This is a genomic window from Bombilactobacillus folatiphilus (assembly GCF_023380265.1).
Lineage (GTDB): Bacteria > Bacillota > Bacilli > Lactobacillales > Lactobacillaceae > Bombilactobacillus > Bombilactobacillus folatiphilus.
In genome coordinates, this window is sequence record NZ_CP093366.1 from 751,361 (window position 1) to 763,375 (window position 12,015).

12 protein-coding genes are annotated in these 12,015 nt (G+C 38.2%); 11 read left to right on the forward strand and 1 reads right to left on the reverse strand.

What is annotated here, in order from left to right; genetic code table 11:
• Window positions 1–11: 11 nt before the first annotated feature.
• The 11 genes from MOO45_RS03865 to MOO45_RS03915 all read left to right on the forward strand — a co-directional run bounded on the left by MOO45_RS03865 (window position 12) and on the right by MOO45_RS03915 (window position 10,723).
• Window positions 12–1,421, forward strand: coding sequence for a S41 family peptidase (locus MOO45_RS03865; protein ID WP_249515065.1), 1,410 nt, complete (start codon window positions 12–14; stop codon window positions 1,419–1,421).
• Entirely contained in the window at window positions 1,422–2,270 is an 849-nt protein-coding gene (ylqF, locus tag MOO45_RS03870; RefSeq protein ID WP_249515066.1) for a ribosome biogenesis GTPase YlqF, read from the forward strand. It begins immediately after the preceding gene.
• Window positions 2,260–3,036, forward strand: coding sequence for a ribonuclease HII (locus MOO45_RS03875; protein ID WP_249515067.1), 777 nt, complete (start codon window positions 2,260–2,262; stop codon window positions 3,034–3,036). Before ylqF ends, MOO45_RS03875 begins: the two co-directional genes overlap by 11 nt.
• A 39-nt stretch (window positions 3,037–3,075) precedes the next feature.
• Window positions 3,076–3,912 carry a DNA-processing protein DprA gene (dprA, locus tag MOO45_RS03880; protein ID WP_249515068.1) on the forward strand — a complete coding sequence of 279 codons (837 nt, stop codon included), beginning with the start codon at window positions 3,076–3,078 and terminating at the stop codon, window positions 3,910–3,912.
• A gap of 74 nt (window positions 3,913–3,986) precedes the next feature.
• Window positions 3,987–6,098, forward strand: a complete 2,112-nt coding sequence (topA, locus tag MOO45_RS03885) for a type I DNA topoisomerase (protein ID WP_249515069.1) — start codon at window positions 3,987–3,989, stop codon at window positions 6,096–6,098.
• 100 nt (window positions 6,099–6,198) lie between these two features.
• On the forward strand, window positions 6,199–6,723 hold the full coding sequence (hslV, locus tag MOO45_RS03890; RefSeq protein WP_249515070.1) for an ATP-dependent protease subunit HslV: 525 nt from the start codon (window positions 6,199–6,201) through the stop codon (window positions 6,721–6,723).
• Between the two features lie 12 nt (window positions 6,724–6,735).
• Window positions 6,736–8,151, forward strand: coding sequence for an ATP-dependent protease ATPase subunit HslU (gene hslU / locus MOO45_RS03895; RefSeq protein ID WP_249515071.1), 1,416 nt, complete (start codon window positions 6,736–6,738; stop codon window positions 8,149–8,151).
• Between the two features lie 10 nt (window positions 8,152–8,161).
• The gene (locus MOO45_RS03900; protein WP_249515072.1) at window positions 8,162–9,016 is read left to right on the forward strand and encodes an aldose 1-epimerase family protein; all 855 of its coding nucleotides are present in this window, start codon (window positions 8,162–8,164) and stop codon (window positions 9,014–9,016) included.
• A 103-nt stretch (window positions 9,017–9,119) separates the two neighbouring features.
• Window positions 9,120–9,608: a hypothetical protein gene (locus MOO45_RS03905; protein WP_249515073.1), complete on the forward strand. Its 489-nt coding sequence runs from the start codon at window positions 9,120–9,122 to the stop codon at window positions 9,606–9,608.
• On the forward strand, window positions 9,601–10,050 hold the full coding sequence (locus MOO45_RS03910; RefSeq protein WP_249515074.1) for a RusA family crossover junction endodeoxyribonuclease: 450 nt from the start codon (window positions 9,601–9,603) through the stop codon (window positions 10,048–10,050). The genes MOO45_RS03905 and MOO45_RS03910 overlap by 8 nt, the downstream gene beginning before the upstream one ends.
• Window positions 10,037–10,723, forward strand: a complete 687-nt coding sequence (locus tag MOO45_RS03915; RefSeq protein WP_249515075.1) for a hypothetical protein — start codon at window positions 10,037–10,039, stop codon at window positions 10,721–10,723. The genes MOO45_RS03910 and MOO45_RS03915 overlap by 14 nt, the downstream gene beginning before the upstream one ends.
• 73 nt (window positions 10,724–10,796) lie before the next feature.
• Here MOO45_RS03915 and MOO45_RS03920 read toward each other — a convergent pair whose 3' ends face one another.
• Complete coding sequence (locus MOO45_RS03920) at window positions 10,797–11,981, reverse strand: hypothetical protein (protein ID WP_249515076.1); 1,185 nt, start codon at window positions 11,979–11,981, stop codon at window positions 10,797–10,799.
• Window positions 11,982–12,015: the final 34 nt, after the last annotated feature.

The window sequence follows — 12,015 nt, forward strand, 5'->3', positions numbered from 1 at the left end:
CGAGAAGAAGTATGAAGAAAAAATTTTCATGGATCACTTTGTTTTGTTCGCTCTTAGGCGGGATATTATTGGGGGTAATTGGAACTTTTGTGGTTTTAATCTGTACGATTAACCGTTCCACTTCAAGTAGTAATAATTTTGCACAAGTGCAGCAAGTGTATAACACGATCAGCCAAAGTTATTATAAAAAAGTATCATCTAAAAAATTGGTTAATGGTGCTATTAAGGGGATGGTTGATTCTTTGGATGACCCTTATTCAGAATTTATGGCAGATCAAGAGCAAGATTCTTTTAATAGCAATATTTCTGGCAAAATTTCGGGAATTGGTGCCACGATTGAACAAGGAACTCAAGGAATTCAGATTGTAGCACCGACGGCTAAATCTCCCGCGGCTAAAGCGGGGTTGAAACCTAAGGATCTGATTGTTAAGATTAATCAGCGATCAACTAAGAAAATGACAGTAGATCAAGCTTCTTCTTTAACGCGTGGCAAAGCAGGGACAAAAGTACATTTACAAATTCGTCGGGGTAATCAAACCTTTAATAAGGTAATTACTAGGGCACCAATTAAAGTTGCAACGGTTATGAGTAATTTAGATAAAAACGATAAGCAAATTGGAGAGATTACGATTACCCAATTTTCCGAGCACACTGCTAAAGAGTTGAAGCAGCAAATTCAAAAGTTAAAACGCAAAGGTGCCAAAAAATTGATTATTGATGTGCGTAATAACCCTGGTGGCGTGATGGATCAGGCGATTGCAGCATCCAGTATGTTTATGTCAAATGGGCGCAAAATCATGACAATGGATTCGCGGATTGATGGGAAGAAAAGTTATTATGCTAATAAAAAATATTTGAATGATTATAAGTTCAAACTGCCCACGGTTGTCTTAGTTGATAAGGGAACTGCTAGTGCTGCTGAAATTTTTGCGGCTGCCTTGAAACAATCGGCAGGTGTTAAAATTATTGGTGAAAAAACGTTTGGTAAGGGTGTCGTGCAAACACTTAGTCCATTAAGTTCAAATTCGGAAATGAAGATTACGACGGCTAAATGGTTAACTCCGAATGGTAGCTGGATTAATCATAAGGGGTTAACGCCTTCAATCAAAGTTTTGTATCCAGATTATTTAAATATTAAGAATTTTACTAGTCAAAAGATAATTAAAGTTAACGAAAAGAGCTCAGATGTTAAGGTTGCTCAACAGATTTTGGTGGCATTAGGGCAAACAGTTCCAGTCAACGGGACTTTGGATGAGCAAACAGTACAGCAATTGACAACCTTTCAAAGTCAGCAACAGTTACCAACAACAGGACAATTAGATTTGGCTACACGGCAGTCATTGACTAAAGTGTTAATGGATAAAGCTCAAAAGGACGATCCGATGCAACGTCAAGCTTTGCAGAGCTTAAAGGAGCAATAGATGCAGATTCAATGGTATCCAGGTCACATGAATAAGGCCAAGAATCAGATTCAAGATCGATTAAAATTAGTGGATTTAGTTTTAGAAATTCGTGATGCTCGTTTACCACAATCATCCACTAATCCGGTTTTAGAGCAAATCATTAAAGCTAAACAGCGGATTATTATTTTGAATAAAGCGGATTTGGCTGATCCACTAATGACGCAGCAATGGTTACGCGATTTGCAAGCACAGCAACAAATGGCACTGGCTTTGGATGCGCAGCATACAAATAAGCTTCAAGTTATTCAATCTGCGGTCCAAGAGTTGATGCAGGCCAAGATTCAAAAATACCAACAAAGTGGTGTTCGTAATTATAAACTTCGGGCAATGTGTATTGGTATTCCCAATGTCGGCAAGTCGACTATTTTGAATAAATTAGTCGGTAAAAAAGTTGCAGTGACAGGCAATAAGCCAGGTGTAACTAAAAACCAAAATTGGTTAAAAACAACTTCTAATTTGGAATTATTAGATACACCGGGAGTTTTGTGGCCTAAGATTGACGATGAACAAGTTGGATATAATTTGGCTTTGACAGGGGCAATTAGTGATCGACTCATTCCAGTGCAGGATTTAGCTGTGTATGCGCTGGAATTTTGGCAACATGAATATCCTGATAGGTTACAAACGAATTATCAGTTGACAGAACAAGAATTGGTCTTGCCACCAGCCAAATTGTTAGTATATTTGACTCAAAAATGGACAGGAAATGATGATTTTGAGCGGGCGAGTCGCCGCATAATTCAAGATATCCGTCAAGGTTTACTGGGACAATATACTTTAGATCGGGTGCAAGTTAATGGAGAATGATTGGTCAAAATTAAGTATTACAAAAATCAAAACGGAACTGCAGTTACGAGAATTAACTGTGGATGACTGGTATCAGTTGGCCCAAGATTCACGTCAAGGCGTACAGCAAATTGTGAAACAGCATCAACGTCGACTGCAAAAAGAGCAAGCGTTGCAAGCTTCTTTTGTCGAACGGGAACACTTTGAACAGCCTTTTTGGCAACGCCGACAGTTAGTGGCTGGGATTGATGAGGTAGGGCGCGGTCCTTTAGCGGGACCAGTCGTCGTGGCCGCGGTTATTTTGCCACCAACAATTGATTTATTGGAAATTAATGATTCCAAGCAATTAAGTGATCAAAAACGTCATACTTTGTACACACGAATTGTGGCGCAAGCAGTTGATATCAGTGTAGCAGTCGGTAGTCCAGAATTAATTGATCAAGAAAATATTTATCATGCAACGGAATTAACAATGGCTAAGGCAGTCGCAGGCTTATTTCAAAAACCTGCCCACTTACTAGTAGATGCCATGCATGTGCCTGTTTCCATTGCACAAACAAAGCTGATCAAAGGCGACGCGCGTAGCGTTTCTATTGGTGCAGCTAGTATTATTGCGAAAGTTTATCGTGATGAATTAATGAAGAAATACGCTCAGCTCTATCCTGGATATGGTTTTGAACAGAATGCTGGCTATGGAACTAAAGTTCATTTAGCAGGTTTAAAAACACAAGGTATTTGTCCGATTCATCGAAAAACATTTGCGCCAGTTAAAAATTATTTAGGTTAAACTCCGTAATTTTAAAAAAATTATGGAGTTGTTTTTTATATGTCATTACGAACATTTTTATATCAATTATCCAAGACACGTTGTGTGAGCAATCAATTATTGCTCAAAGTTTGCCAATTAGCGGTCGAAGAAAAAATGAATATAGAGCAATTGTTTCACTATGTGCGTAGTCAGTTGAAAGATCAGCAACGAATTTTATTTGATCAAGTTTTTAACCAAGATACTAGTCAGGTTCCTGCCATGATAACATTTTTGGATTCAGTTTATCCGCAAAAATTACGTGAAATCTATAATCCACCGGCTATTTTATATTATCAAGGTAATTTGCAATTATTGCAAAAAACGACCGTTGCCATTGTGGGGGCACGTCAGAGTAATCGTTACACGCAAACGGTTGTGCGTAGTTTGGTTCCTACCCTTGTCCGCCAAGATATTGTGACAGTCAGTGGTTTAGCGCAAGGTGCGGATAGTTGGTGTCATCAGGTAACTTTGGATGAAAATGGTCAAACCATTGCAGTGGTCGGTAATAGTATTGATTATTATTATCCAGCGCAGAATCAAAGCTTACAGCAACAAGTTAGCAAAAGGGGGTTACTCTTGTCCGAATATCCACCAACCACTAATCCACGGAAATATTTTTTTCCGCAACGCAATCGAATTATTGCTGGATTATGCGAAACACTCGTAGTAACGCAAGCTAAAAAGCGCAGTGGTAGTTTAATTACGGCTCAGTTGGCCTTGCAAGAAAATCGCAACGTCTGGGCGGCCCCAGGACCGTTGGATAGTTCATTATCTAAGGGGTGTAATGAGCTAATTGCGGCTGGCGCAAGGCCCTACTTTTCGGCGCAAGATTTAATAGATGAACTCCGAGATTAACGAAAAAGATTTGACAAATAGGAAACGACTAGCATATTATGTGAAGCGACTTGATTTATGAAAGGAGCTTCGTTTTGGTTAGCTCAAAAACAACCAAACGCAAACCGGCGAAAAAAAATTTAGTAATCGTGGAATCACCTGCTAAAGCTAAAACAATTGAAAAATATTTAGGACGTAATTATAAAGTTTTAGCTAGTAAAGGCCATATTCGCGATTTACCGAAAAGTCGGATGGGCGTTGATATTGAACATAATTATGAACCAACTTATATCTCCATTCGTGGTAAAGGAGATACTATTAAAGAATTAAAAAAAGAAGCTAAAAAAGCTAAAAAAGTTTATTTGGCAGCCGATCCGGATCGTGAAGGAGAGGCAATTGCCTGGCATGTTGCGCATATCTTGGGTTTAGATTTAGATGATAGTAATCGTGTCGTTTTTAACGAAATTACAAAAGACGCGGTCAAAGAATCGTTTAAGCATCCACGCAGTGTCGATATGGACTTAGTTGATGCTCAACAGGCACGACGTGTTTTGGATCGTTTGGTAGGCTATTCAATTAGTCCCATTTTATGGCAAAAAGTCAAAAAAGGTTTGAGTGCAGGACGTGTTCAGTCAGTGGCTTTAAAACTAGTGATTGATCGCGAAAAAGCTATTCGTAATTTTCAACCGGAAGAGTATTGGACAATTCCTAGTCGTTTTCAAGCCGGAAGATTAAAAAAGAATCAGTTTGCAGCTAATTTTTATGGTGTTAACCAAAAGAAGAAAGAATTAAAGTCACAAGCTGATGTTCAAGAAGTTTTACAACTATTAGATCAAAAAGCGTCGTTTGAAGTAACGAAAGTGGTTAAAAAGGAGCGTAAACGTTATCCTGCAGCGCCTTTTACAACGAGCTCTTTACAACAAGAGGCTAATCGTAAGTTAAATTTTAAGACGCGTAAAACGATGATGTTGGCACAACAATTATATGAAGGAATTAATTTAGGTTCACGACAAGGTAGTGTAGGCTTAATCACGTACATGCGAACCGACTCAACAAGAATTGCGGCTGTGGCCAAACACGAAGCGTCGCAATTTTTGCAAAAAGAATATGGTGTTGAATATGCGGCAACGAAGGTCCATGCGACTAAGAATCCTGAAGGGGCGCAAGATGCCCATGAAGCAATTCGTCCGACTTCATTGCAACGTACACCAGCATCATTGGCAAAAATTTTAACGCGTGATCAAATGCGGTTGTATACACTGATCTGGAATCGCTTTTTAGCTAGTGAAATGACGCCTGCTATTTTGGATACAATGACGGTGACGATTGACCAAAATAATGTTCAGTTTCGCGCTAATGGTTCCAAAATTAAATTTGACGGTTTTTTGAAGTTATATAAAGATGATCAAAAAACGAAGGATAATTGGTTACCTGATTTAACCGAAGGTCAAAAGGTTAAGATGGTCGAAACTAATCCTGAACAGCATTTTACACAACCCCCGGCTCGTTTTACGGAAGCATCATTGGTTAAAACGTTAGAAGAAAATGGTGTAGGTCGTCCTTCAACTTATGCTCCAACGATTGATACAATTCAAAAGCGCTATTATGTTAAATTGAATGGTCGCAGTTTTGAACCGACAGAACTAGGCGAAATTGTTGATAATTTGATTGAGCAGTATTTTCCAGATATCGTTAATGTTGATTTTACGGCAAATTTAGAAAATGAATTAGATGGCATTGAAGTCGGTAAGGAAAATTGGACTAAAGTAGTGGATGAATATTATCAGCCTTTTTCCAAAGAATTGAAAGACGCTGATGAGAAAATTGAGAAACTGCAAATTAAAGATGAGCCAGCTAACATGGACTGTGACATTTGTGGCGCACCCATGGTGATTAAGTTGGGCCGTTACGGCAAGTTTATCGCTTGTAGTCGTTTTCCGGATTGTCGTAATACGAAAGCGATTGTCAAAGAAATTGGCGTAGTTTGTCCCAAGTGCAAGGAGGGGCAAGTTGTGGAGCGTAAATCCAAAAAGAATCGGATTTTTTATGGTTGCTCTCGTTACCCGGATTGTGATTTTGTAGATTGGAATAAGCCGATTGGGCGAGATTGTCCTAAAGATGGTCATTATTTAGTTGAGAAGAAAGTTAAAGGCGGTCGGCGGGTGATCTGTCCTAATGACGATTATCAAGAAGAAATTCAAAAATAAGAAACGTTGGCATCGTAGTTTTACTTTATGGTATGGTAAAGAAGTAAATTACGGTGTTTTTGTTTTAAAAATTAATAATTATCAAAAGTTGAGGTAAGTTATGACAACAATTTGTGCGGTTCGACATCAAAATAAGATTGCGATTGCAGGTGACGGACAAGTGACTGCCGGAGAAAAAACAGTGATGAAGGCGTCTGCTCATAAAGTCCGGCGGATTTTTGGAGATCAAGTAATTATTGGTTTTGCGGGTGGCGTTGCAGATGCGTTCACCTTGGAAGATTGGTTTGAAAAAAAACTGCAAACTTATGCCGGAAATTTAAAACGTTCAGCGGTTGAATTAGCTCAAGATTGGCGTAAAGATCCGACTTTACAAAAATTAGAGGCAATGATGATTGCTTTTAATAAGGAGGATCTATTGTTAATTTCTGGTAATGGAGAAGTCATTGAACCCGATGAAGACGTGATTGCGATCGGCTCTGGTGGTAATTTTGCACAAGCGGCTGCGATTGCTATGATTCGCCATAGTTCTGATTTGACAGCACAGCAAATTGCATACGAGGCAATAAATATTGCATCAGGGATTGATATTTTTACAAATCAGCAAATTTTGACGGATCAAATTTAGGAGGACACGTAGATGGCTAAACAAATGACCCCTAAACAAATTGTTCAAGCTTTAGATCAATATATTGTTGGACAAGATGAGGCCAAGCGTTCGGTGGCGATAGCTTTATATAATCGCTATCGACGGACACAATTATCGCAACAAATGCAAAAAGATATTACACCCAAGAATTTATTAATGATCGGGCCTACAGGTGTTGGGAAAACGGAAATTGCGCGACGGTTAGCAGACATTGTTCAGGCACCTTTTGTCAAGGTGGAAGCTACCAAATTTACGGAAGTTGGCTATGTGGGACGTGACGTGGAATCCATGATTCGCGATTTGGTCGATGTCGCAGTCAAAATGGAAGAGAAACAACGTTATCGTGAAGTACGTTCACAAGCGGCCCGACAAGCGGATAAAATTTTGGTGAAATTATTGGTGCCGGCGCAAAAAGCTGAGTCAAAAAGTGGATCTCGTCAGGGAATTCCTGACTATATGTCAATATTGAATTCTTTAAGTCAAGGTAAAGCCCCACAAGAGTGGCAACAATCAGAAGAAGAAATTACAGATGAGATTCGTGACCAGCGTTTGAGCGTTAAAGAACAATTAGATCGTGGATTATTGGAAGATGAAGAAGTTACAATTGAAGTTCCTGAGAATAATAAAGTCAATCCGATGAATGACTTGATGGGTCAGATGGGTATTGACTTGAATAATGCAATGGATGCAATGCTTCCCAAGAAGAAAATTAAGCGTACTTTGCCTGTGAGTCAAGCACGCGAGGTTTTGATTGAGCAAGAATCGGCTCAATTGGTTGATCATGATCAAATTTATCAAGCAGCTATTCAACGAGCAGAAAATGATGGAATTATTTTTATTGATGAAATTGATAAAATTACGGCTGGCAATAAGAAAAATTCTGGTGAAGTTTCGCGTGAAGGTGTGCAGCGAGATATTTTACCAATTGTCGAAGGTTCTAGTGTGAAAACCAAATATGGTAGTGTGCAAACTGATCATATGCTCTTTATTGGTTCCGGTGCATTTGCTGAAAGCAAACCGAGTGATCTTATTGCGGAATTGCAAGGTCGTTTCCCGATTCGTGTTGAATTAAATGATTTAACTGAAGCTGACTTTATTCGGATTTTGACATCACCAGACAATGCTTTAGTGAAACAGTATATTGCTTTAGTCGGTAGTGACGGCATTAAACTAACCTTTACGCAAGAATCAATTGAAACGATTGCTAAAATTGCAAATCAAGTGAATCACGAAAATCAAAATATAGGTGCCCGCCGATTGGCAACTATTTTGGAGAATGTCTTGGCTGATATTATGTACGAAGCTCCCGATATGCAAATGGGCGATATTTTAATTACGCAGGAATATGTTGAAGATAAAGTGGGTAAAATTGCCAGCGACAGTGATTTAACGAAATATATTTTATAGGATGTAACTAATGACAGTCATTACGTTAAAGAATGCTGATTTAACTGTTCAAATTGATAGCTTAGGTGCGCAAATTCTGAGTATTTTGGATCAAACGGCGACGGAAAGAATTTGGACAGCCGATCCAAAGATTTGGGGACGGCATGCGCCAATTTTGTTTCCAATTGTGGGTCGTTTGAAAGATAATCAATATCAATACAAAAATCGCGTTTACCAGATGAATCAGCATGGTTTTGCCCGTGATTTGGAGTTTCAAGTTTTGTCACACAATGCACGAGCGGTGACATTTGAATTAAAAGTTGCGCCGCATTCAATAGATAATTATCCATTTAGTTTTTCATTGCAAATTGCGTTTGTGTTAAAAAATAATGGTTTGCAGGTTAATTATAGTGTTCAAAATTTAGATCAGCAGGCCATGTATTTTTCAGTAGGTGGTCATCCTGGTTTTATGTTTGCATATCAACAATCAGGTGCTCAATTGGTAATCAAGCATCCCGAAAATTTGCGACAGTTTGCGTTAAATACGGCTAATTTAGTTGATTTAACTACAAGACAACAACCCCAAGCCAAAATCTATTTTCATGGAACGAGTTTTGAAAAAGATGCTTGGATTTTTGAAAATCGTGGTCTTAATAGTTATGAATTATGGCAAAATAATTGTAAAAAAGTTAGTTTGACTAGTAATGCTCCGTATTTCGGAGTTTGGTCACCTTATCCACAAACTGCAGATTTTGTTTGCTTAGAACCTTGGTGGGGCATAGCTGATGTAGCAAGTACTAGCGGACAATTAGTAGATAAGTTTGGCATTAATATTTTACAACCGCAGCAAGTTTTTAACGCACAATGGAGTGTGGAATTTGATTAGGATAAGCAATTTGGATAGCTGAAAGGCTCTTTTTTGCATTAATTGTATGTTGGCAGTTGCTGGTAGTATATAATTGATTTTCAATTGTAGAGGAGGCGCCGTGATGAGCAAACCACGAAAAATTGCGCAGATTCGTTTTAGTGATAGTGCTAAGCAACATTTGAGTGATTGGTTAGTTAAAGACGCTAATCGGACGAAAGTTATTCAGCAAACTAATTTAAGCAAGAGCACTGTGTTGCGTTATATTAAAAAAATCCAAACAAAAACTGGTAAATTAGAAGATTTATTTTCTCTCTCACAGATTCAAACACTGATTGATTTAGCGAATGAAGATTGGCGTCAGTACAAAGAACTGCTGCAAAAGAAAAATCAGCCACTGAATCGGATTGATTTGAGCGAGCAAGAGACGTTATTGAATCAAACTTTGAAAAAGCAAGGTTGGGGTTTATCCACAGAACAGTTGGATTTTGCTAAATTATTACGCTTAGAAAAGAGTGACCATGATCAACAACAAAAAATTTTTCAGAGTTGGTCACAGTCTAAACAAAATCGTTACATTAAATATAAAACTGAGGTGACTAACCATGAGTGAGTGGCACGCAGTCATTCCTATCGCACCTATGGCTACTCCACGACCACAGTTCAAACAAATTACTACCGGTGGTAAGAAGCGTACAATTACTTACTATCCAACACGTTACTTTGATTATATGCATGATGTACAGCAGTATTTGGTGGATCATCAGTTGTACAATGATGAATTTTATCAAACAGTTAATGCTCCGTTTGGCACCTTGGCGGAGGTTGTTTTTTATTTGGCGGTTCCTAAAAATCAAAAGCAAGTTAAAAGTTTATTACGTAAAGCGGCACCAGACATTGATAATTTACAGAAGGCTATTTTGGATAGTATTTTTAAGGATTTAAAGGTTCGTGATAGTCGGATTGTAGGAATTAATGCATTGAAATTGAATGAAAAAGATTATCCGCGTACGGAAATTAAGTTAGTGGGAATTGATCGTGATGAAAAAGATTAATAATAATGACAAAATTCTGCATCTGATAGCTGGATATCAGCAATTAAAACAAAAAGTTCCCAATTATTTGGAAAAATTACATCATTATCAAGAACAGCAAAATCAAGATCAGAAATTGGTTAATCAATTACGTCAACAATTGCTAACTTTTAATCGACAGCTCCCTCCTGCTACGAAAAAAGTCGATGATGTTAAAAAGCAAATCAAAGGTTTACGAACTGGTCCATTTAAAAGTTATCGTCAATATCGGACTTATGGTCGAAAAAATGTAGTAGATTTACTAGAGAATTTGATTCAAGAAGCTCGTCAAGTGAATTTGGCTGAAAAATTTGTCTCACCGCTACAAGTTTTGGTGGAGCAATTGGCCCAATTAGATTTATCAGAGCGCCCTCAGGCAGGGGAGTTGGTCACGATTATTCATGCAATCCGGCATCGCAATATGTATATTAAACGTGGTTATCAGATTTTAAAGTACGTTCAGCCAGTTTATCAAGCATTAACTAATTTGCGAACAGCTTTAGTCCAGGGTGCTAAATATTTGCGAACTTTACATGCTTGGCAAAAATATCAGCAGGCTTTCCAAAATCTAGATAAGTATTATCGGATGCATTATGTACAAGCTGGTGGGCGCCCACGAAATTATCATGGTCATCGCAGTGGTGAACATAATTAAAGATGATAAAAAATCCTTGAACTGTTGCCAAGTTTCAAGGATTTTTTGATATTTGGTATATCTGTAACGACAACTATAAAAGTTTTAAAAATACGGAAGCAATAATAACTGAAGCTACCGAAACGGTGGCAAAGCCGCCGACTAACATTTTGGGTAAAATTTGATCTAGTAAAACAGCTTCTTCTTTTGCATCGGCTGCAACATTGTGACAGACTTCAGTGGTTAAAATATAATCAGCTGGGAAACCAAAGAGTGAAGTTAATGCACATGCGAAAGCCATGGGACCGCTCATTCCAAATGGCTTGGCTAAGATCCATGAAGCTAAAAACATTCCTGAAAGACCTAACAAAATTAAAACAATAATTTGGATGATGACGTGTCCCATAATTGCTGGTGTTGTAATATTTAATTGCGAAAAGATATATGCTAACAAGCCGTACATCAACCATTGAAAGACGCCAGCTTTGTTTAAGGAATTAGTTTCCAAAAATCCTAATTGATGTGCGATGACACCAAAGATTAGGCAAATTACATTGGCGTTAATTGTGTTGTGAATTAAGAGGGTAAAACCATTAGCCAAGATGGCTACTAATCCGACACGAAAGATAATGAATGCGGAGGTTTGGTACTCATTTGGTAATCCTAGAAAGTTGCGACTTTTGTTTGTTTCAGTATCTGCCTTACTTGAATTATTGTCAGCAATAGCTGTTAAATTACCAGCCCGATATTCTTTAGCGACACGCCGACCCTCTTTTTTTAACATAAAGGATGTTAGCGGATAGCCAATGACAGAATGAATAACGAACATAGCGACGGGCAAAGCGATTAAAGAAGTTGCATGGACAGCCTTCAAGCCATCACTCATCAAAAGCGCGGCGACTAAACCACCTGTTAATGGCGGAATTGCTGCAATGACTGTACGCCAGCTAAATAGCCAAGTGCCAATAGTTAAAGTTAAAATAATGGTCCCTAGCACGCCTAATAAGGCAATACAAACAGCTTTCCATTGTTGTAATAATTCTTTTAGATTCATTAAGGTTCCTAAATGAACTAATAAAAGGGAAATACAGACACCGGAAAATGTTGGACCAAAACTGGCATCTGCAACGACGGTTTTGGGTAAAATAGTCCAATAACCGATTACAAAAAGCACTGCACTGACAAAAACGGATGGTATATATGATTTAGTTGCTGTAGAAACCCATTCGCCGATAAACATGAATAACATGACTACGGATAAAGAAATGACAAATTTCATAACGCTTCCCCCTATGTTAAAAATTAAAACAGAT

Excerpts from the sequence above, each read along its gene's own strand:
- MOO45_RS03920 (WP_249515076.1), bottom strand. The coding sequence starts at position 11,981 with ATGAAATTTGTCATTTCTTTATCCGTAGTCATGTTATTCATGTTTATC.
- MOO45_RS03900 (WP_249515072.1), top strand. The coding sequence starts at position 8,162 with ATGACAGTCATTACGTTAAAGAATGCTGATTTAACTGTTCAAATTGAT.
- MOO45_RS03875 (WP_249515067.1), top strand. The coding sequence starts at position 2,260 with ATGGAGAATGATTGGTCAAAATTAAGTATTACAAAAATCAAAACGGAA.
- hslV (WP_249515070.1), top strand. The coding sequence starts at position 6,199 with ATGACAACAATTTGTGCGGTTCGACATCAAAATAAGATTGCGATTGCA.
- MOO45_RS03905 (WP_249515073.1), top strand. The coding sequence starts at position 9,120 with ATGAGCAAACCACGAAAAATTGCGCAGATTCGTTTTAGTGATAGTGCT.
- MOO45_RS03915 (WP_249515075.1), top strand. The coding sequence starts at position 10,037 with ATGAAAAAGATTAATAATAATGACAAAATTCTGCATCTGATAGCTGGA.
- dprA (WP_249515068.1), top strand. The coding sequence starts at position 3,076 with ATGTCATTACGAACATTTTTATATCAATTATCCAAGACACGTTGTGTG.
- MOO45_RS03910 (WP_249515074.1), top strand. The coding sequence starts at position 9,601 with ATGAGTGAGTGGCACGCAGTCATTCCTATCGCACCTATGGCTACTCCA.
- hslU (WP_249515071.1), top strand. The coding sequence starts at position 6,736 with ATGGCTAAACAAATGACCCCTAAACAAATTGTTCAAGCTTTAGATCAA.
- ylqF (WP_249515066.1), top strand. The coding sequence starts at position 1,422 with ATGCAGATTCAATGGTATCCAGGTCACATGAATAAGGCCAAGAATCAG.
- MOO45_RS03865 (WP_249515065.1), top strand. The coding sequence starts at position 12 with ATGAAGAAAAAATTTTCATGGATCACTTTGTTTTGTTCGCTCTTAGGC.